17 protein-coding genes are annotated in these 20,263 nt (G+C 73.0%); 10 read left to right on the top strand and 7 right to left on the bottom strand.

What is annotated here, in order from left to right; all coding sequences use genetic code 11:
* Positions 1–16 precede the first annotated feature (16 nt).
* The 3 genes from OIE69_RS10435 to OIE69_RS10425 all read left to right on the top strand — a co-directional run bounded on the left by OIE69_RS10435 (position 17) and on the right by OIE69_RS10425 (position 3,666).
* The gene (locus OIE69_RS10435) at positions 17–853 is read left to right on the top strand and encodes a PP2C family protein-serine/threonine phosphatase (protein ID WP_326571682.1); all 837 of its coding nucleotides are present in this window, start codon (positions 17–19) and stop codon (positions 851–853) included.
* Positions 850–1,851 carry an MASE1 domain-containing protein gene (locus OIE69_RS10430; protein WP_326571681.1) on the top strand — a complete coding sequence of 334 codons (1,002 nt, stop codon included), beginning with the start codon at positions 850–852 and terminating at the stop codon, positions 1,849–1,851. The genes OIE69_RS10435 and OIE69_RS10430 overlap by 4 nt, the downstream gene beginning before the upstream one ends.
* A gap of 87 nt (positions 1,852–1,938) precedes the next feature.
* Positions 1,939–3,666 (top strand): GAF domain-containing sensor histidine kinase, encoded by a 1,728-nt coding sequence (locus OIE69_RS10425; protein ID WP_326571680.1) that lies wholly within the window; start codon positions 1,939–1,941, stop codon positions 3,664–3,666.
* Here the strand turns inward: OIE69_RS10425 and OIE69_RS10420 are convergent, their stop codons facing one another.
* From OIE69_RS10420 to OIE69_RS10410, 3 genes are all read right to left on the bottom strand, one after another.
* Complete coding sequence (locus OIE69_RS10420) at positions 3,667–4,557, bottom strand: nitroreductase family protein (protein ID WP_326571679.1); 891 nt, start codon at positions 4,555–4,557, stop codon at positions 3,667–3,669.
* A gap of 842 nt (positions 4,558–5,399) precedes the next feature.
* A complete protein-coding gene (locus tag OIE69_RS10415; protein ID WP_326571678.1) occupies positions 5,400–6,101 on the bottom strand; it encodes a response regulator transcription factor in 702 nt (233 codons plus the stop codon).
* A gap of 181 nt (positions 6,102–6,282) precedes the next feature.
* On the bottom strand, positions 6,283–6,747 hold the full coding sequence (locus tag OIE69_RS10410) for a Crp/Fnr family transcriptional regulator (RefSeq protein WP_326571677.1): 465 nt from the start codon (positions 6,745–6,747) through the stop codon (positions 6,283–6,285).
* 112 nt (positions 6,748–6,859) lie between these two features.
* On the opposite strand from OIE69_RS10410, the gene OIE69_RS10405 reads away from it, so the two are divergent.
* Entirely contained in the window at positions 6,860–8,638 is a 1,779-nt protein-coding gene (locus OIE69_RS10405) for a SulP family inorganic anion transporter (protein ID WP_326571676.1), read from the top strand.
* A 91-nt stretch (positions 8,639–8,729) separates the two neighbouring features.
* Complete coding sequence (locus tag OIE69_RS10400) at positions 8,730–10,721, top strand: ABC transporter ATP-binding protein (RefSeq protein ID WP_326571675.1); 1,992 nt, start codon at positions 8,730–8,732, stop codon at positions 10,719–10,721.
* A gap of 57 nt (positions 10,722–10,778) precedes the next feature.
* Here the strand turns inward: OIE69_RS10400 and OIE69_RS10395 are convergent, their stop codons facing one another.
* Positions 10,779–11,144 carry a Zn-ribbon domain-containing OB-fold protein gene (locus OIE69_RS10395; protein ID WP_326571674.1) on the bottom strand — a complete coding sequence of 122 codons (366 nt, stop codon included), beginning with the start codon at positions 11,142–11,144 and terminating at the stop codon, positions 10,779–10,781.
* Between the two features lie 104 nt (positions 11,145–11,248).
* On the bottom strand, positions 11,249–11,953 hold the full coding sequence (locus OIE69_RS10390; RefSeq protein ID WP_326571673.1) for a TetR family transcriptional regulator: 705 nt from the start codon (positions 11,951–11,953) through the stop codon (positions 11,249–11,251).
* Positions 11,954–12,057: 104 nt separating this feature from the next.
* On the opposite strand from OIE69_RS10390, the gene OIE69_RS10385 reads away from it, so the two are divergent.
* From OIE69_RS10385 to OIE69_RS10375, 3 genes are read left to right on the top strand one after another with little or no spacing between them, the layout of a single operon-like run.
* Entirely contained in the window at positions 12,058–13,209 is a 1,152-nt protein-coding gene (locus tag OIE69_RS10385; RefSeq protein ID WP_326571672.1) for an acyl-CoA dehydrogenase family protein, read from the top strand.
* Positions 13,210–13,240: 31 nt separating this feature from the next.
* Positions 13,241–14,026: an electron transfer flavoprotein subunit beta/FixA family protein gene (locus OIE69_RS10380; RefSeq protein WP_326571671.1), complete on the top strand. Its 786-nt coding sequence runs from the start codon at positions 13,241–13,243 to the stop codon at positions 14,024–14,026.
* A 42-nt stretch (positions 14,027–14,068) separates the two neighbouring features.
* The gene (locus OIE69_RS10375; RefSeq protein ID WP_326571670.1) at positions 14,069–15,031 is read left to right on the top strand and encodes an electron transfer flavoprotein subunit alpha/FixB family protein; all 963 of its coding nucleotides are present in this window, start codon (positions 14,069–14,071) and stop codon (positions 15,029–15,031) included.
* Between the two features lie 67 nt (positions 15,032–15,098).
* On the opposite strand, the gene OIE69_RS10370 is transcribed toward OIE69_RS10375, so the two are convergent.
* Positions 15,099–15,731: a TetR/AcrR family transcriptional regulator gene (locus OIE69_RS10370; protein WP_326571669.1), complete on the bottom strand. Its 633-nt coding sequence runs from the start codon at positions 15,729–15,731 to the stop codon at positions 15,099–15,101.
* Between the two features lie 90 nt (positions 15,732–15,821).
* Here OIE69_RS10370 and OIE69_RS10365 point away from each other — a divergent pair, with 90 nt between their 5' ends.
* Positions 15,822–17,198, top strand: a complete 1,377-nt coding sequence (locus OIE69_RS10365) for a GH1 family beta-glucosidase (RefSeq protein ID WP_326571668.1) — start codon at positions 15,822–15,824, stop codon at positions 17,196–17,198.
* Positions 17,199–17,625: 427 nt separating this feature from the next.
* Entirely contained in the window at positions 17,626–18,180 is a 555-nt protein-coding gene (locus tag OIE69_RS10360) for an HPP family protein (RefSeq protein ID WP_326571667.1), read from the top strand.
* Positions 18,181–18,184: 4 nt separating this feature from the next.
* Here the strand turns inward: OIE69_RS10360 and OIE69_RS10355 are convergent, their stop codons facing one another.
* Entirely contained in the window at positions 18,185–19,576 is a 1,392-nt protein-coding gene (locus tag OIE69_RS10355) for an FAD-binding oxidoreductase (protein ID WP_326571666.1), read from the bottom strand.
* Positions 19,577–20,263 lie beyond the last annotated feature (687 nt).

The raw sequence follows: 20,263 nt of genomic DNA, 5'->3' as shown, positions 1-20,263 counted from the left end.
CCGGAGCGTTGGTGCCATGTCCCGACGTCACACCGCTCCCTCCAGCAGCGCCGAGGAGCTGTTGAACACACTCGGACAGCTCACCGGCCGCATCCTGGAGCGGATCAAGATGCAGCAGGCTCGGGTGGAGCTGGCGGCCGCCCTGCAGCGGCACACCCTCGGCGCCGCCCTCCCCGCCGTTCGGGGACTGCGCGTGGCGGGTCGGTACGCCCCCGCCCGCGACGGGCTCGACATCGGCGGCGACTGGTACGACGTGTTCCCCATGCCGGACGGCACCGTCGGCTGCGCGATCGGTGACGTGCAGGGCCACGACGTCGAGGCCGCCGCCTACATGGGCCAGGTGCGCACCTGCCTGCGCGCCGTCGCCGTCGCCACCACGGAACCGGCGGAGGTGCTCGCCCGCACCAACGACCTGCTGATCTCCATGGGATCCGGGCTCTTCGTGACCTGCACCTTCCTCCGCTTCGACCCGGAGACCCGCGAACTGGTCGACGCCCGGGCCGGGCACGTCCCGGCGGTGTGGGCCACCGACGACGGCCGCTGCGAGGTCGTGCTGGACGAGGGCGGATTGCCGCTGGGCATCCTCGACGGCGAGAAGTACCCGTCGAGCCGCCGTGTCCTGGCCGGTACCGGTGCCTTCGTGCTGGTCACCGACGGGGTGGTGGAGGGCCCCGGCCATCCGATCGACGAGGGGCTGGCCCGCGTGGCGGAACTGGCCGCCGCCGGCTGCTCCGCCGACCCCGACGAACTGGCCGCCCGGGTGATCGCCGTGGCCGACCTCACCGGTCACAGCGACGACGCCGCGGTGCTCGTCCTCGGGCACGGCGGTCCCTGCGGGACGGCTGCGCGATGACCGCCGCGGGAGACGGCGAAGGGCTCCGGCGCCACCGGGGCACGGTCCTGTGGGTGCTGGTCCTGGCGGCCGCGTACTACGGCGGGGCCCGCATCGGACTCGAGCAGCAGCTGGTGCGCGGTCAGGTCACCCCGCTGTGGCCGCCGACCGGGATCGCGCTGGTCGGGCTGCTGCTCGGCGGCATCCGGCTGTGGCCCGGGATCGCGATCGGCGCGTTCGCCGTCAACATCATGATCGGGCCCTCGCTCCTGCCCGTGCTGGGGATCGTGGTGGGCAACACCCTCGCCCCGGTGTGCGCCTGCCTGCTGCTGAGCAGGGTGGGGTTCCGCGTCGAACTCGACCGGCTGCAGGACGCGCTCGCCCTGGTCTTCCTCGGCGCGCTCGGCGGGATGCTGATCAGCGCGACGATCGGCAGCGGCCTGCTGGTGGCCTCCGGGGCCGTACCGGCCGGTGCCTTCTGGTCCACCTGGTCGGTCTGGTGGACCGGCGACGCGATGGGGGTGCTGGTGATCGCCCCGCTGCTGCTCGTCCTGCGCACCGCCCGGCTGCCGCGCGGGGTCCCGGCGTACCGCTGGGCGGAGGCGGCGGCGCTGGTGGCGGGCACCGCGCTCGTCACGGTCGTGGCCACCCGCAGCACTCCGGGGCTGCTCTTCCTCGTCTCACCGCTGCTGATCTGGGCCGCGTTCCGCTTCCAGCTGGCCGGCGCCGCGCCCTGCGCCCTGATCACCTCGCTCATCGCGATCGGCGCCGCCGCGGCCGGGTCCGGCCCGTTCGCCGGGCTCGACCTGTTCGCCAAGATGGCGACCCTCCAGGCCTTCAACGGGTCCGCCGCGCTGACCGCCCTGCTGCTGTCGGCGACCGTCAGCGAACGGGAGCACACCCGCCGCGAGATCGAGCAGGTCTGCCGCAGGCTCGGCGAGGCGCTGTCGCGGCTCGCGCCCGACGAGAAGATCGAGCACTGGGCGGCCGTGCCGCCCGGGGAGCGCGGCCACGGCTAGCGGTGCCGTTCCGCGCGTCCTCCCGGCGGGGTGGCGCTACTTTGAGAGGGGGCCCCACGAGGGCCGCCACAGCGGACGGAGGTGCCGGTGGGGACTGGCGGCGGCAAGGACGCCGAGGGCCTGCCACGGTTGCAGCTCGACGAGTTGCTGGACGAGCTGCAGTCGCGCATCGACGCGGTGCGGGGGACGCGTGACCGTGTGCACAGCCTGCTGGAGGCGGTGCTGACGGTCGGCCGGGAACTGGACCTGCCGCAGGTGCTGCGGCGGATCGTCGAGGCCGCGGTCCTGCTCGTCGACGCCGAGTACGGGGCGCTGGGCGTGATCGGCGACGACGCGCGGCTGGCCCAGTTCCTGACGGTGGGCGTCGGCGACGATCAGATCGAGGCGATCGGGCCGCTGCCCTCGGGCCACGGCATCCTGGGCGAGCTGATCCGCCACCCGGCGCCGTTGCGGCTGGAGGAGATCGGGCAGCACCCGGCCTCGTACGGCTTCCCGCCGAACCACCCGCCGATGCACTCGTTCCTGGGGGTGCCGATCCGGGTCCGCGACGAGGTGTTCGGCAACCTCTACCTGACGGAGAAGCGGGGCGGCAAGGAGTTCGACGGCGAGGACGAGACGGTGCTGTCCACCCTGGCGGTGGCGGCCGGGGTGGCGATCGACAACGCCCGGCTGTACGAGGAGGCCAGGTCGCGGCAGCGGTGGCTGGAGGCGAACGCGGAGATCACCCGCGGCCTGCTGTCGGGCGTCGAGGAGAACGCGGTGCTGGAGCTCATCGTGGAGCACGCGCGGCGGATCCTCGGCGCGGACCTGGGGGTGCTGGCCCTGCCGGCCGGGAGCGGCGACGGGATCACGATGGCGATCGCCACCGGCATCGACGCCGACGCCCACCGGGGGCTGACACTGCCGCGCGAGGGATCGTTCACCGGGGCGGCGATGGCCGCGAACGAGCCACTGACCAGCGTCGACATCCAGCGCGATCCGCGGGTGGTGGCGGGCCCGCCGCGGTTCGAAGGGCTCGGCCCCGCGGTGGCGGTGCCGATGGCGACCCCGCAGGGAGTGCGCGGGGCGCTGCTGCTGGCCCGTGCCGAGGGGGAGGTGCCGTTCACGGAGGCGGAGACGGCGCCGCTGCTGGGCTTCGCCGGCTCGGCGGCCCTGGCGATGGAACTGGCCGAGCGCCGGCGGGCGGCCGAGCAGCTCGTCCTCCTGGAGGACCACGACCGGATCGCCCGTGACCTGCACGACCTGGCGATCCAGCGGCTGTTCGCGACCGGGATGACGCTGCAGAGCGCGGTGCGGTTCGTGGACCACCCGCAGGCGAGCGAACGGCTGCTGCGGGCCGTGGACGACCTGGACGAGACGATCAAGATCATCCGTTCGACGATCTTCGGGCTGCGCAGCCACGACACCGGCCCCGCCCGCCAGGGGCTGCGGGTGCGGACGGCGAAGGCGGTGGAGGAGGCGGTGCCCGCCCTGGGCTTCACCCCCTCGCTGCGCATGGAGGGCCTGATCGACACCGACGTGCCCGCCGCGGTCGCCGAGCACGTGGTGGCGGTGCTCGGCGAGGCCCTGTCGAACGTGGCCCGCCACGCGAGCGCCCGCACCGCGGACGTCTCCCTCGTCGTCGGCTCGGGCACGCTGACCCTCACCGTCAGCGACGACGGGGTGGGCACCCCCGAGGGCGGGCACCGCAGCGGGCTGGCCAACCTCGCGCAGCGCGCGCTGAGGCTCGGCGGCACGATGACCCTCGAGACGCCCGGCCGGGGCGGCACCCGCCTGGTCTGGCGGGTGCCGTCGGACGGTGGCCGTACGCGCTGATCAGCCGCGCTCCGCGGACCAGCGGACCGGTACCCGCGGCGCGCAGTCCTCGGACGCCGCGGCGCCGAACCGGATGAGCATCTGCACCAGGCCCGGCCCGCAGTCCGTGGTGCGCATCGCCGCCCGCAGGTCCGGCCACTCCATCGCCTCGTGCAGCAGCGTCGCGTGGACGGTGTGCGCCGTCGCCAGGAGCACCACGCGCTCCATCGCCTGCCCCGCCCGCAGCCAGTCCGCGCACGAGTCGTCGGGCGTGCACAGCACGGCGACCAGCGGCCGCCGCCCGGAATCGAGCGAGGCGGCGCCGGCCCCGGAGTCCTCGTGGACCCTGCCCCCGGAAGCGACGGCGCGGCCCGTGTCCCTCTCTCCGCGCTCCTCCGCCTCCGCCGTCAGCCGCAGCAGCCTCAGCGTCTCCTCGGTGCGCGGCAGCGTCAGCGACGCGCCCTCCGCGTGCGCGGCGTCGATCAGCTCCAGCACGACGGCCCCGGTCGGGCAGTGGGCGAAGTACGGCGTACGGCAGCTGTGCCGGCGCCAGATCGCGTCGTACAGGTCCCGGTACGGGCTGTCGCCGACGTGCCGCGGACCGATCGGGCGCACCGCGGCGAGCAGATCGGGGTCGCCGGGCACGGGCAGCAGCTGCACGTCCGGCTCCCAGCCGAAGTGGGCCAGGGCGACCCGCAGGTTGAACACCGCGGCGCCGACGGACACGTGCAGGGCGCGGGCCGCCGCCTCCGGCTCCGGCACCCCCGGTGCGGGGACCGCGCGGACCTGGAAGGTGCCGGTGTCCGGATCGAGACGGTAGCGCCAGGGCCGGCTGCCGCGGAACGAGGGCGCCGCGACGGCGGCGGAGATCAGCTTCTCCAGGGTCGCCCCGTTGAGTGTGGTGGGATTCATGGCGCGCTCCCTCCGGCCGGCGCGTCTCCCACCCTGCACGCCGCGGCGCCCCGCGGGGAGGGCCGACCGGCCCCACCGCGTGGGCCGCCGGGGCACCCTCGCGGGACCGCCCGTGGGCGGCGGTGGGCGGCCGCCGTTCCTTGGGGCGCGGCACCGTGGCGGTCCCGGGGCGGGATCCCTGCGGGCGGCTGGGCGGCTGGTGGTGGACGGGGGTGCGCGGCCGTCCGGATGCGGCACTTGCCGCTGGAGCGACGGTCGTCCGCTGCCCGCGCGGGTGCGTGCCAACGTCGCGGGACGGCGGCCATCGGCGCTGCCCGGCAGCGACTGGCAGCCGTTCGCCGGTGCGCGCCAACGTCGCGGCGGTTCTGGGGCGGGATCCCTGCGTGCCGCCGGGCGGCTGTCGGCCGATGCGGCGCCTGCCGCTGGGGCGACGGTCGTCCGCTGGCCGCGCGGGTGCGCGCCAACGGCGCGGCGGCTCCGGGATCTCTGCCGGGCTGCCAGGCCGCCGGGTGGCTGGTCGGGGATGGGGTGCGCGGCCGTCTCGATGCGCCGTTTGCTGTTGCGGCGACGGGCGCTGCCCGGCCGTGCTTGCCGGACGGTGGCCGCCGTTCATCGGCACGTGGAGTCGCGGCCGATCTGGGGCGGGATCCCTGCGTGCCGCCGGGCGGCTGTCGGCGGATGCGGCGCCTGCCGCCCGGGCCGGTGCGCGCCAACGTCGCGGCCGCTCCGGGCAGATCTCGCCGCGTCGCCGGGCGGCTGGTTGAGCGCGGCCGTTCGGATGCGGCGCCTGCCGCTGCGGCGACGATCACCTGCCGCCCGCCCGCCCGCGGCGGCGCGGTCGTTCAGGGGCCGGGGCCCGGTGCGCCACCGGGCGTCCGGTGCTGCGTGGCGAGTACGGCCGCCTGGATGCGGCGCTCGACGCCGAGCTTGCCCAGCATCCGGGAGATGTGGTTCTTGACCGTCTTCTCCGACAGGAACAGCCGTTGCCCGATCTGCCGGTTCGTCAGCCCCTCGCCGATCAGCTCCAGGATCTCCCGCTCGCGCGGGGTCAGCCCGGCCAGTGCCTCGTCCTGCGGCTCCGGCGGCTGCTCCTGCTCACGCAGGCTGTTCATCAGGCGGGCGGTGGTCGCAGGGTCCAGCATCGACTGGCCGGAGGCCACCGTGCGGACCGCGGAGACCAGGTCGGAGCCCTTGATCTGCTTGAGCACGTACCCGGCGGCCCCGGCCATGATCGCGTCCAGCAGCGCGTCGTCGTCGTCGAAGGAGGTCAGCATCAGGCACGCCAGTCCCGGCATGCGCGAGCGCAGCTCCCGGCAGACGCCGATGCCGTCGCCGTCCGGGAGGCGCACGTCGAGGATCGCCACGTCAGGCCGCAGTGCCGGGGCGCGCGCCAGGGCGTGGTCGACCGTGCCTGCCTCCCCGGCGACCTCGATGTCCGGTTCGGCGTCGAGCAGATCGTGCAACCCGCGCCGCACCACCTCGTGGTCGTCGACCAGGAACACCCTGATCGGCGTCCGTTCGGTGAACTCCCGTGCCTCGCTCATCCCGGCCCCCAGGGCGTCTCTTGTGATCTCCGCGGCCTCGCGCCGCCCGGTCCGCGCCGACCCGCCGCGCCGGCGTTCCTTCGTTCACAGGGGTCCAGCAGACACGCCCTCGCGCGCCGCCGCCACCGCTGCCGCCCGGTTTTTCGGCGATCCCCCCCGGGCCGAACCGGCCGTGTGCCCCTCAGCGCGCCGTGCTGGCGCTGCCCTGAGGTCCGTACAGGTCGAGGAGCCGGGTGCGGGCCCCCTGCAGCCGGTGGGCGACGATCTGCGCGACCCGCCGGGCCACCGCGCGCCCGAACACCGCGTCGGCCTCGCACAGCGCCCGTACCACCGTGGCGTCGAACTCGTCGGCCCGCACCGGGCTCTGCGTCCGCGCGCCCAGGTGCCAGGAGTACGGCGGGAAGAGCCACGAGCAGCCGAGCAGGTCGCCCGGGCCCAGGGTCTCGACCACGGCGGGCTGCCGGCCGGGCACGTGCAGGTCGAGCGCGACCGAGCCGGTGCGGATGATCCAGAAACGGTCTGCCCGGTGCCCCTCCTCGAAGATCCGGGCCCGGGCCGGGAAGGACACGTCGCGCGCGAGTTCCAGCAACCGCCCGCGGGTCTCCGGGGGCAATGCGTCGAGCAGGCCCGTCGTGGTGGTGGTCATCGCCGTCCTCCCTCTCGTCCGGTAAGCCCTCACCTCCAGGGTCCTCCGCCACATGGGGTGCGAGGAGGGGCCGACCGGCCCCAACGCGGGGGTCGTCGGGGAGGATGGGCCCATGCCGTCCGCCGTCTCCACGCCCGCCCCGCCGCCCGGGAGGTCCGCCACCAAGCGCGGCCGGCGCGGACTGCTGCCGGGCCTGGTCACCCTTCTCGGCTACCGCAGGGCCTGGCTGCGCGGCGACCTGCTCGCCGGCGTCACGGTGGCGGCGTACCTCGTGCCGCAGGTCATGGCCTACGCCGAACTGGCCGGGCTGCCGCCGGTGGCCGGACTGTGGGCCACCCTCGCCCCGCTCGCGCTGTACGCACTGCTGGGGTCGTCCCTGCGGCTGTCGGTCGGCCCCGAGTCGACCACCGCGCTGATGACGGCGACCGCGATCGCGCCCCTGGCCGCGGGCGACCCCGGCCGCTACGCCGTGCTCGCCGCGGCGCTCGCCGTCGTGGTCGGCCTGCTGGCCGTGGTGGCGTGGGCGGTACGGGCGGGGTTCGTCGCCGACCTGCTGTCCCGGCCCGTGCTCGTCGGCTACCTCGCCGGGGTGGCCTGCATCATGATCATCGACCAGCTGCCCAAGCTGACCGGGGTGCCCGTCGAGGGCGAGGGGTTCTTCCCCCAGCTGGTCTCCTTCGTGACGCACCTGCCCCAGGCGCACGCGGGGACGGTGGCCTTCGCCGCGTCCGCCCTGCTCTTCCTCTTCCTCGTCCAGCGGTACGTCCCCCGCGCCCCCGGGCCCCTGCTCGCCGTGGTGGCCGGCACGGTCGTCGTCGGCGCCTTCGGTCTGGAGGGGCACGGCATCGCCGTCATCGGCGAGGTCCCCTCCGGGCTGCCCCGGCCGGCCCTGCCCACCCCCGGCGACCTGGCCCGGCTGCTGCTGCCCGCGGTGGGCGTGCTGCTCGTGGGCTACACCGACTTCGTACTCACCGCGCGGGCCTTCGCCGACCGGGACGCCGACCGCCTCGACAGCAACCAGGAGTTGCTCGCCCTGGGCGCCGCCAACCTCGGGTCGGGCGTCCTGCACGGCTTCCCCGTCAGCAGCAGCGCCAGCCGTACCGCGCTCGGCGCCTCCGCGGGCAGCCGCACCCAGCTGTACTCCCTGGTGACGCTGGTGGCGGTGGTCTGCGTCCTGCTGTTCCTCAACCCGCTGCTGTCCGCGATGCCCTCCACCGTCCTCGGCGCCATCGTGGTCTTCGCCGCCTGCCGGCTGGTCGACCTCTCCGGTTTCCGCCGCCTGGCGTCGTTCCGGCGCCGTGAACTGCTGCTGGCCCTCGCCTGCCTGGTGGGCGTGCTCGCGCTGGACATCCTGTACGGCGTGATGGTCGCCGTCGCCCTGTCGGTGGCCGAGATGCTGATCCGGGTGGCCCGGCCGCACGACGCCGTCGAGGGGCTGGTGCCCGGTCTCGCCGGCATGCACGACGTCGACGACTACCCCCGGGCCCGCACGATCCCCGGCCTGCTCGTCTACCGCTACGACTCGCCGCTGTTCTTCGCCAACGCCGAGGACTTCCGGCGCCGGGCCCTCGCCTCCGTCGACCGGCAGCACGACCCGGTGCGGTGGTTCGTCCTCAACACCGAGGCCAACGTCGAAGTGGACATCACCGCCCTGGACGCGCTGGACGAGCTGCGCCGCGAACTCGCCGACCGGGGCATCGTCCTGGCGCTCGCCCGCGTCAAAAAGGACCTGCTGGACGACCTGGACGCCTACGGGCTCTCCGAGTCGGTGGGCCGGGAGCGCATCTTCCCCACCCTGCCCACGGCGGTCGACGCCTACCGCGCCTGGGCGGAGGAGGGCGCCGACGGGGGCGGGAACGGGACCGCCGGGAGCGGGGACGGGGCGCACTGAGGGGAGCGGGCCCCACGGCGCCACCGTGAGGAGCACCCTGTGGGAAGGCCGCCACGGCACCGCGCCGCGGCCGCCGCCGAGGGGGACGCTCATGACCAGGCGGAAGCGGCAGGAAGCCCCGGAGAACCCGGACGTTCTCGCGCCCGAGGAAGTGTCGGATTCCGAACGACTGCTGTTCGGCGGGCCGTTGCGGTACGACATGGGCTGGAACAAGCACGACGGCTCCTTCCTGGAGCTGGGGCTGCGCGCGATGATCCGGCGGCTGCCGCAGCTCGTCGCCACCACCGTGCGCCTGGCCCATCAGGCCGATCCACGGGCCCTGCGCGTCGTGGCGCTGGCCGAGGCGGGCCGTGGCGTCGCCCAGGCGGTGGGCCTGGTCGCCGTCAACTGGGTGCTCTCCCGGCTGCTCGTGCCCGGCGGGACCACCGAGCGGCTGAGCGGCGCCGCCCCGGCACTGGCGCTCGTGGCCGCCGCCGCGCTGACCGGGGCGCTGCTGCGCTCGGCCTCCACGGCCGGCACCGGCAAACTGGAGCCGACCGTGGAACGGGCGGCCACCGAGATGTACCTGGAGCGGGTCGCCCGCGTGGAGCTCGCGGCCGTCGAGGACGACGAGTTCCACAAACTGCTGGACTCGGCGTCCTGGGGCGCCGCGTCCGCCCGACGGATGATCAACTTCTGCTCGTCGGTGGTCAACGCGCTGATCTCACTGGTCGCGGCGGCCGGCGTGCTCACCGTCCTGCATCCGGGACTGCTCCCGCTGCTGGCGCTGATGACCCTGCCCAGCGCCTGGAGCGCGCTCACCATCGCCCGCCGCCGCTACATCTCCTTCCACAACTGGGTGCAGCACGCCCGCGCCGGACAACTGCTGGGACGGCTGCTGATCGAGACGCAGGCGGCGCCCGAGGTCCGGGTCCACGACCTCGGGCCCTTCCTGCTGGGGCACTTCAGGGCGATGGCCGAGAACGGCGAGCGCGAACAGACCCGGCTGGCGCGGCTCGCGGCGCGCACCGGACTCGTCGCCTCGGCGTGGACGGGGGTGGCGACCGCGGCCACGTACGGCGCGCTCGGCGCGCTGCTGTGGAGCGGGGCGATGGCGCTGTCCGTGGCGGGCACGGCGGTCATCGCCATCCGCAGCGGGTCCTCCGCCCTCGACCGGCTCGTCGTCCAACTCGGGTACCTGCACGAGGAGGCGCTGTTCGTCGCCGACCTCGAGCGGCTGTGCGCCGAGGCGGACCGCCGGGTGATCCCGCCCGGCGGGCGCGACCTCCCGGAGCGGGTCGAGGCCATCCGCTTCGAGAAGGTCACCTTCAGCTACCCGGTCACCGCCGCCGAGCCCGGCACCCCGCTCGTGAAGCCGCCGGCCCTGTGCGAGGTCGACGTCACCATCCCCGTCGGCCGGGTCGTCGCCCTCGTCGGACGCAACGGCAGCGGCAAGACCACCCTGGCCAAGCTGCTGTGCGGGCTGTACACGCCGGACTCCGGGCGGATCCGGTGGGACGACGTCGACGCGGCCGAGGCCGACCGGCGGCAGATCACCGACCGGATCGCCCTGGTCTCGCAGGACGCCTACCGCTGGCCGTTCACCGCACGGGTCAACGTCGGGATCGGCCGCCCCGACACCTTCCTGACGGACGAACGCCTCGACGCCGCCGCCCGCTACTCCGGCGCCGACGAGGTCGTCGCGGGCCTGCCCCGCGGCTGGGACACCCTGCTGGGCCGCGGTTACAAGGGCGGCCACGAGATATCCGGCGGCCAGTGGCAGCGGCTCCAGCTCAGCCGGGCCCAGTACCGCGACGCCCGCATCCTCATCGTCGACGAGCCGACCAGCGCCCTGGACGCCCAGGCCGAGCAGCGGGTCTTCGACCTGATCCGGGAGCTCGCCGCCGACGGGCAGACCGTCGTGCTGATCACGCACCGCCTGCACAGCGTCCGCCACGCCGACGTCATCTACGTCCTGGACCGGGGGCGCGTCGTCGAGCACGGCGCCTTCGCCGACCTGATGCGGCCGGGGGCGGGCACGGGCGACTTCCGTGAGATGTACCTGCTGCAGTCCCGCCAGTACCAGCACCCCGAGCACAACTGACGTACGGGACGGCCCCGTCGCGCGCAGGGCCGGTGCGGCGCGCCGGGGCCGGCGCGGCTACCAGGTGTAGTGGGGGACCGGCGGGTCGCAGAGCTCGAAGAGGAGCCCGCCCGCCTCGTCCCCCGCCGTGTCGCCCGCCGCGCGGGCCAGCCGGACGCGGGCACCGTTGCGCACCTGCGTCGGCGAGACACCGACGATCCGGCCCCGCACCGAGAACCCGTCGGAGAGATCGACGAGGGACGTGTCCCGCATCGAGCGGACGATCACCCCGGTGCCGTCGCTGAGCACCTCGTCGAGTTCCGTGGAGGCGCAGGTGGGGCAGAGGAGGCGCTGGAAGGCGGTGTTGCCGCACCAACGGCAGCGCTGGAGCAGCAGCCCGCCGTCAACCGATTCGTCGTGCGCGTCGAGAGTCCGGTCATCCATGGCGGACACCATATGGCACTGAGTGCACTTTGGGAAGGCACTGAGTGCCTTGTGGGGGTGGCTGCGTGGGAGTGACCGCGTTCGCGTCCCCGCTCGTGAGCGCCCTACGCGGGAGACCCCTCCTCCGCGAGGCCCGCCTCGATCTCTCGGACGACCCGCCACATGGGCGTCCGCCGCTTGGTGATCACGATCACCACGTCGTCCTCCGCCTCCGGGGGGCCCTGCCGCGTGGCGCCCTCCCCGTTCCAGGCGGCGCGCACGAACTCCAGCGCGTGGTCCACGGCCGCGCCGGCGTCGCCCTCCGCGCCCGAACGCAGCCAGGTGCGCAGGCCGTTGTTGTGGGCGGCGACCACGGCGGCCGCGATCACGTCGGCCCGGAGCTTTCCGTCGGGGCGGTCCGCGTAACGCGCCCCGAGGTAGTCGGCGAGCGCGCGCTCGTAGCGCCACACGACGGAGAGTTCGTACGCCCGCAGGCCGGGCACCTGCTTGGTGAGGCGGTAGCGCTGCACGGAGAAAGTGGGGTTCTCGGCGTACATGCCGAGCACCAGGCGCGCCGCGTCGCAGACCCGCGCCACCGGGTCGTCCCCGTCGGCGCTGGCCTCCAGGAAGCGGGTCATGTCGGCGAGCGCGCGCTCGTGGTCGGGGAAGACCACGTCTTCCTTGGAGGGGAAGTAGCGGAAGAACGACCGGCGCCCGACGCCGGCGAGCGCGACGATGTCGTCGATCGTCGCCGCCTCGTAGCCGCGTTCCAGGAAGAGCTGGAAGGCCGCTGCGACGAGGGCGTCCCGCATCGGGGGCTTCGTGGTCATGGAGGCGAACCTAACACCGGGGGACCGTCGATCAATGGCACTGAGTGTGCATAATTGAGGGTACTCGATGCCATGGCAGCCTGACGCGGACTGGAGTAACGGACGTGAGTGACAATTTCGACCTCTTCCGGACGTCGGAGGAGCACGACATGCTCCGGGACGCGGTGCGCTCCCTCGCCGAGGCGAAGATCGCCCCGTTCGCGGCGGAGGTCGACGAGCAGGGCCGGTTCCCGCAGGAGGCGCGGGACGCGCTGGAGGCGAACGACCTGCACGCGGTGCACGTGCCGGAGGCCTTCGGCGGCGCCGGTGCCGACGCGCTGTCGACGGTGATCGTGATCGAGGAGGTGGCGCGGGTGTGCGCCTCGTCCTCTCTGATCCCCGCGGTCAACAAGCTGGGGTCGCTGCCGGTGCAGCTGTCGGGCTCGCAGGAGCTGAAGGCGAAGTACCTCGGGGCGCTGGCCCGTGGCGAGGGGATGTTCTCGTACTGCCTCTCCGAGCCGGAGGCCGGCTCCGACGCGGCGGGGATGAAGACGCGCGCGGTGCGTGACGGGGACTTCTGGGTGCTCGACGGCGTCAAGCGGTGGATCACCAACGCGGGCGTGAGCGAGTTCTACACCGTCATGGCCGTGACCGACCCGGACAAGCGCTCCAAGGGCATATCGGCCTTCGTGGTGGAGAAGGGCGACGAGGGCGTGTCCTTCGGCGCCCCGGAGAGGAAGCTGGGCATCAAGGGGTCGCCCACCCGCGAGGTGTACTTCGACAACGTACGCATCCCCGCCGACCGGATGATCGGCGCCGAGGGCACGGGCTTCGCCACGGCGATGCGCACCCTGGACCACACGCGCGTGACGATCGCGGCGCAGGCCATCGGCATCGCACAGGGCGCGCTGGACTACGCCAAGGGGTATGTGAAGGAACGCAAGCAGTTCGGCAAGGCGATCGCCGAGTTCCAGGGCATCCAGTTCATGCTTGCGGACATGGCGATGAAGCTGGAGGCGGCGCGGCAGCTGACCTACGCGGCGGCGGCGAAGTCGGAGCGCTCGGACGCGGACCTGACCTTCTTCGGCGCGGCCGCCAAGTGCTACGCGTCGGACGCGGCGATGGAGATCACCACGGACGCGGTGCAGCTGCTGGGCGGTTACGGGTACACGCGCGACTACCCGGTGGAGCGGATGATGCGCGACGCGAAGATCACCCAGATCTACGAGGGCACCAACCAGGTCCAGCGCATCGTCATGGCCCGCAACCTGCCGTAGTCGGCAAACCGAGAGTTTGGAGGGACATCAAGTGAGCTTGAGGATCGTTGTCGCGGTGAAGTACGTGCCGGATGCCACGGGGGATCGTCATTTCGCGGGGGATCTGACCACGGATCGGGATGCTGTGGATGGTCTGCTGTCGGAGCTGGACGAGTATGCGGTGGAGCAGGCGCTGCAGATCGCGGAGGCGTCGGGTGATGCCGAGGTGACGGTGGTGACGGTGGGTCCGGAGGACGCGAAGGACGCGTTGCGCAAGGCGTTGTCGATGGGTGCGGACAGGGCGGTGCATGTCGAGGACGACGGGTTGCACGGCAGTGATGTGATGGGGACGTCGTTGGTGCTGGCGAAGGCGGTCGAGCATGCGGGGTTCGATCTGGTGGTGACGGGGATGGCGTCCACCGATGGGACGGCGGGTGTGGTGCCGGCTCTGTTGGCGGAGCGGTTGGGTGTGCCGCAGGTGACGTTGTTGTCGCAGGTGAAGGTCGAGGGCGGTGTGGTGAGCGGCCGTCGTGATGGTGACACCGCGAGTGAGCTGTTGGAGGCGTCGTTGCCGGCGGTGGTGTCGGTGACGGATCAGTCGGGTGAGGCGCGGTATCCGTCGTTCAAGGGGATCATGGCGGCGAAGAAGAAGCCGGTGGAGTCCCTGGACCTGTCCGACCTGGGCATCGAGGAGGACCGGGTCGGTCTGGCGGGTGCGTGGACCGTGGTCGATGAGGCGGTGGCGCGTCCGGCGCGGACGGCTGGTGTGATCGTGAAGGACGAGGGCGAGGGCGGCAAGCAGCTCGCGGAGTTCCTCGTGAGCCAGAAGTTCATCTGATCCGCTTGTCCGTTCCTCGAAGTCACAGGAGTAGGTAGTCCCATGGGTGAAGTCCTGGTTTATGTCGATCATGTGGATGGTGCGGTCCGTAAGCCGACGCTGGAGTTGCTGACGATCGCGCGTCGGCTGGGTGAGCCGGTGGCGGTGGCGTTGGGTGCGGGGGCCGGTGCGGCGGCGGGTGTGCTGGCCGAGCATGGCGCGGTGCGGGTGCTGGTCAGTGAGGCGGCGGAGTTCGGGCAGTATCTGGTGGTGCCGAAGGTGGACGCGCTCCAGGCGGCTGCCGGGGTGGTGAGCCCGGTGGCGGTGCTGGTGCCGTCGTCGGGTGAGGGCAAGGAGGTCGCGGCGCGGCTGGCGTTGCGGCTGGGTTCGGGCGTCATCACCGATGCGGTGGATGTGGTGGCGGGTCCGGAGGGTCCGGTGGCGACGCAGTCGGCGTTCGCGGCGTCGTTCACGACGAGGTCGCGGGTGACGACGGGCACGCCGGTGATCACGGTGAAGCCGAATTCGGCGCCGGTGGAGGCTGTCGCGGCGGCGGGTGCGGTGGAGGCGCTGGAGGTGGCCTTCGGTGCGCTGGCCACGGGCACGAGGGTGGTGTCGCGTACGGCGCGGGAGGCGACGGGGCGTCCGGATCTGACGGAGGCGGCGATCGTGGTGTCCGGTGGTCGGGGTGTGGGTGGTGCGGAGAGTTTCGCGGTGATCGAGGCGCTGGCGGATTCGCTGGGTGCGGCGGTGGGTGCGTCGCGTGCGGCGGTGGACGCGGGGTGGTATCCGCACACCAATCAGGTGGGTCAGACGGGTAAGTCGGTGTCGCCGCAGTTGTATGTGGCGGCGGGTATCTCGGGTGCGATTCAGCACCGGGCGGGGATGCAGACGTCGAAGACGATCGTGGCGGTGAACAAGGATCCGGAGGCGCCGATCTTCGAGCTGGTCGACTACGGCGTGGTCGGTGACCTGTTCGCCGTGGTGCCGCAGTTGACCGAGGAGGTCACCGCCCGCAAGGGCTGACCCGGCACACCGTGCACCGGAGCCCCGCGACGCCCCCCACCGGCACCGCGGGGCTCCGCTGTGTCCGTCAATCGCCCAGGTAGCCGCGCAGCAGTCGCTTGCACTCGGCGATGAGCACCGGATCGCCCTCGGGGTCCCGGCGGAAGGCGAGCCGCAGGACCGCGTCGGCGGACTCGAGGGCGACGTGCAGCCGCACGCGGGTCGCCGCCTGGTCACCGTCCCCGAGCAGCCCCCCGACGAGGAACCAGAGCCGGTCGGCGACGGCCGCGTTGTTCTCCAGCGCCGCGTCGAGGAGGTGGATGCTGCGCGGGTCCTCGCGGCCGATCGCACCGAAGTCCACCACGCCGAAGCCCGGTACGGCGCGGCGCATCGCGACGTACTCCTCGATCGCCAGGTCCACCATCGCCCCGATGCACGCGGGGCGTTCGGCCTCCACCCGGCGGGTCAGCCGGTCGGCGAAGTGCCCCAGGTTCCGTTCGGCCAGGGCGCCCAGCAGCCCGTCGACGCCGGGGAAGAACTGGTACAGCGTCCCGATCGGGACCTCCGCGCGCCGGGCCACCTCCTTGGTGGTGAGCGCCGTATAGCCGACCTCGTCCAGCAGCCGTGCGCAGGCGTCCAGGATCCGGTCGAAACGCTCCTGGCTGCGCTGCTGCACGGGGCGGCGGCGGAGGGGACCGGACGGATCGGTGGGTGCCTGCATGGTCCCACTCTGCCGGATCGGGTGTAGGTTGGCGAGGCCCAACATGAGCATTCCTCATGTTTTTCGCGTACGGCAGAGGAGAGGATCCCTATGTCCCCGCTTCCCGCCTCCTTCAGCTGGGGTGCCTCCACCGCCGCGTACCAGATCGAGGGCGCCGTCGCCGAGGACGGCAAGGGGGCGTCGGTCTGGGACACCTTCAGCGCCCGGCCCGGCGCGATCCGCGACGGCCATACCGGTGAGATCGCCTGCGACCACTACCACCGCCACACCGAGGACGTGGCGCTGATGAAGGACCTCCGGCTCGACTCCTACCGCTTCTCCGTCTCCTGGCCGCGCGTCCTGCCGGAGGGCCGGGGGCGCGTCGAGCCCCGCGGACTCGGCTTCTACGACCGCCTGGTGGACGAGCTCCTCGCGGCCGGCATCACCCCCACGCCCACCCTCTTCCACTGGGACCTCCCGCAGGCACTGGAGGACGAGGGCGGCTGGCTGAACCGGGACACGGCCCGTCACTTCGCCGAGTACGCCGCCGTCGTCGCCGCACGCCTGGGCGACCGGGTCACGCGCTGGATCACCCTCAACGAGCCCTTCGTCCACATGGTCTTCGGATACGCCTTCGGCACCCACGCCCCCGGCCGCGCCCTGATGCTGGAGGCGCTGCCCGTCGCCCACCACCAGCTGCTCGGGCACGGGCTCGCCACCGCCGCGCTTCGTGCCCACGCGCCGGCCCCCGCGCAGGTGCTGATCGCCAACAACTGCACCCCGGTGCGCACCCCCGAGGGCGCCACCGACGCCGACCACGCCGCCGCCGCGGCCTACGACGCCCTGCACAACCGGCTGTTCACCGACCCGCTGCTGCTCGGCGGCTACCCCGACCTGTCCGCGTACGGGCTGACCGACCCGACGTGGGGCGGCGTCGTCCGCGAGGGCGACCTCGCCGTGGTCGCCGCACCCCTCGACGGCCTGGGCGTCAACTACTACAACCCCACGTGGATCGCCGCCCCCACGGCGGAGACGGGCCTGCCCTTCGACATCCTGGAACCGGACGTCGCCGTCCCCGGCCGTTCGTACCCGCGCACCGCCTTCGGCTGGCCGGTGGTGCCGGACGGCCTCACCGAACTGCTCACCGGCCTCGACGCACGCTACGGGGCCGCGCTCCCGCCCGTCTGGATCACGGAGAACGGCTGCTCCCAGGCCGACCGCCCGTCGGAGGGCGGGGAGATCCGCGACGAGGCCCGCATCGACTACCTGCGCACCCACATCGAGGCCGTCGAGACCGCGCACGCCCGCGGGGTCGACGTCCGCGGCTACTTCACCTGGTCGCTGCTGGACAACTTCGAATGGGCCGAGGGCTACCACCAGCGGTTCGGGCTCGTCCACGTCGACTACGCGACCCAGCGGCGGACGCCGAAGGCCTCGTACCACTGGTACCGGGAGCACATCGCGCGGGCGCGCCGCACCGCGCCCTGATCCACCCGGATCCCTTGGCGCCCGGACGGCCCGGCACTACACTCGCGCGAACATGAGATGACCTCATGTTCTTGGGTGCTGCAGGGGGAACCGCATGCGCCGCACCGGTGGGGACGCCGCCCACACCCGGCCTGCTCGGGGACCTGCTGGGGTGCGCGGGGTCCGTCAGGGCTCCGGACGTCCTCGCCCGGTCGTCCGCGGGCCGGTCCGGATCTTCGGGCCGGATCGATAGAGGCCTTCGATCAAGCGATAGGAACGCGGTCTTGGACGCGGCCCGTGCGCCGACGCGACGATCGAGGGCGTGATCCCCGTCGTCACGGAAGAGCCGCCGTGGGCCGGATACGGGGATGATCCCGAGGAGTCCCCATGCTGATTCCGCGTGCCCCGGGGGCCTGTGCCCCGTCATGTCCCGAGACCGGTCGCCCTGATGGCGACTGAGGCGTCCGGGACGACCAGGACCGTCGACGTCGCACCCCCCGAGGCGGAGCCGACGCCGAAGCGCGGAGGCAGACGCCACCTGCCGCGGCTGCCTCCGCGCACGATCGCCTCGGCTGCCGTGACGACCTCGGTCGGACTGGCCGTACTGGTGGCCCTGGGCACGCTCACCCACCAGACGGTGCTGGTGCCCCCGCTCGCGGCCACGATGGCGATCGTCACCGCGACCCCCGAATCCCCGCTCGCCCAGCCCCGCCACGTCATCGGCGGCCACATGCTCTCCTGCCTCGTCTGCTTCGGCGTGCTCGCCCTCGGCTGGCACGGCCCCTGGGCCGCCGTCGTGGGCTGCGGCATCGCCTGCGGACTCGTGCTGCTGCTCAAGACACCCCACCCGCCCGCCATGGCCACCGCGGTCATGATCATGCTCACCACCCCGTCCGCCATCCACTTCGTCCCCCTGCTGGCGGCCGGCGCGCTGCTTCTCGTCGCGGTGCAGATGGTCTCCGCCCGGCTGAGGCGCGAGGTCTACCCCACGTCGTGGTGGTGAGGGCTCAACCGGCGGCGGGGATGTTGTGGTTGAACCGGAACACGTTGTCCGGGTCGTACCGCGCCTTCACCGCCCGCAGCCGCCGGTAGGTCTCCGGGGAGTACGCGGCCGGCGTCCGCTCCTCGACCGCGTCCGCGTGGGACAGGAAGGTGGGGTGCCTGCGGTCGCCCGGCCGGGGCGCAATCCGCTCGGTGAGTTCCGTGCCCGAGGCGGCGCTCAGCGCCGCCTCGCCGGGTGCCGTGAAGGTCAGCGTCAGCACCGCGAAGCCGGCGTCCCGGTTGCCGACGGCGTTGGGGGCCAAGGGCGGCGCGGCCAGTGCGCCGCCGAGGTGGCGTATGTCGACGATGTCGATCCGTGTCGCGGCGTCAGGGCCGACGGTGTCGAGGACGGCCTCGACGGCCTGGGGGGTCAGATCGTCGAGCAGGGCGAAGTGCTCGACGGCGGCCCAGGGTTCGCCGCCCTCGGGGACGATGCCCAGGCAGTCCGCGTAGGGCATCTCCGTCACCGTGTCGGCGAGCAGCGGCGCCGCGTACCGCAGCGGCGCGACGAGCCGGGCGCCCTCGGCGGGCGGAGCGACGCAGGAGACGCGGACGTTCACCGTCAGGGTGCCGCGCATGAAGGCCGGGAGAAAGGGCGCGTCCGGCATCCGCATCAGGGCGAAGGAGGACGTGACCTCGTCGGGCGCGCTTGCGGTGAAGTCCCGGTAGGCCCGCAGGACTTGACCCGCGTGCTCCGCGGCGTAGTAGAGGTTGCCCGCGTAGAGCCGGGTCACCGGGAACAGCGTGAACGCCATGGTGGTCACGACGCCGAAGTTGCTCTTGCCGCCCAGCAGAGCCCAGTAGAGGTCCGGCTCATCGCGCGGTGCGGCGCGCCGCAACTCCCCGTCGGCGGTGACCACGTCCATGGCCTGCACGTGATCGGCGGCCCAGCCGTGCGCCCTGGCCATGCTGATGCTCAGTCCGCCGCCCAGGGTGTAGCCGACCACGCCGACCGACGGTGACGAGCCCACCAGCGGCGCGAGACCCTCCCTGGCCGCCGCGTGGACCACCGGCCCCCACAGGGCCCCCGCCCCCACGTGCGCGGCCCGGGCACCGGCGTCGACGCGCACCCTGTCCAGCCGCCGCGTGGTGATCAGCACCCCCTCGTCCACGGGCAGCGACGGACCGTGCCCGGTGGCCAGCACGCCCATCGGCAGCGCGTGTTCCCGCGCGAACCGCACGGCGGTCTGCACATCACCCTCGGTGGCCGCTCCCACGACCACCTGCGGACGGTGCGCCACCGCGAGGTTCGCCCCGGCACATTCCCCGGCGTACCCCTCGTCCCCGGGCGCGAGTGCGGGGCCTGAGACGGCGGACGCCAGCCTTCTGACGTCCCGTTCGAATGGAAGATCGGTCATCGTTGCCTCCAGCGCGACTTTTCGCCACAACTGGAACGATTGCATGCAAATGGTAAAGAGGAGTCGCGCGGACTCCCAATTACCGCTGAGTAAAGACCACGAGGTGGACTCCTCCATCTCGGATCACGAGACGTCTGGCTCTGCCGACGGGACCTGGAACCGAACGTCGCGACGCCGGCGCCCTTCGGTCACAGCAGTCCGAGCAGGCCACCGACGATAAGCGCCCAGAAGTGCTTGCAGCGGTGCGCCCACGTGCAATACAGCCGAGGCCGCCACCATGCCGGCCAGTCGATCGGCCGGTCGCACCATCGGCAGGTCCAACTCACCGAAACACCCACGTCAGCTCCCGAGATTCGTGGGCGCGTACCCAACCGACAAGGCTCGTTCCTCGCATCCGCCGACACGGACCGGGCCGGCCCCGCGCCCTCCGAAGGCCCGGCGCCACAGCCCGGGAGTAGTAGCGGCGAGGACGGACTGGCGCCCATCGAGGTAGAGCGCCACGGCAACCATCAGAGCGAGGCCGACAGCGCAGATCGGCGTGAGCTTTTTGACACGCCCTCATCATCCAACCACGACATCCAGCGCTCGAGGTCTGCCCCTCCCCGTGGAGAGGTTCGCTGACCTGGGCGGGAAGGCACGGCCCACGCCGCTGCGCCATCACCCCCGGCGCGAGCTGGGGTGCCGTGG

This window comes from Actinacidiphila glaucinigra, from assembly GCF_035918135.1.
GTDB classification, from domain to species: Bacteria; Actinomycetota; Actinomycetes; order Streptomycetales; family Streptomycetaceae; genus Actinacidiphila; species Actinacidiphila glaucinigra.
The sequence above is the reverse complement of the archived record's forward strand: the minus strand, read 5'-3'. Positions and strand labels throughout refer to the sequence as shown.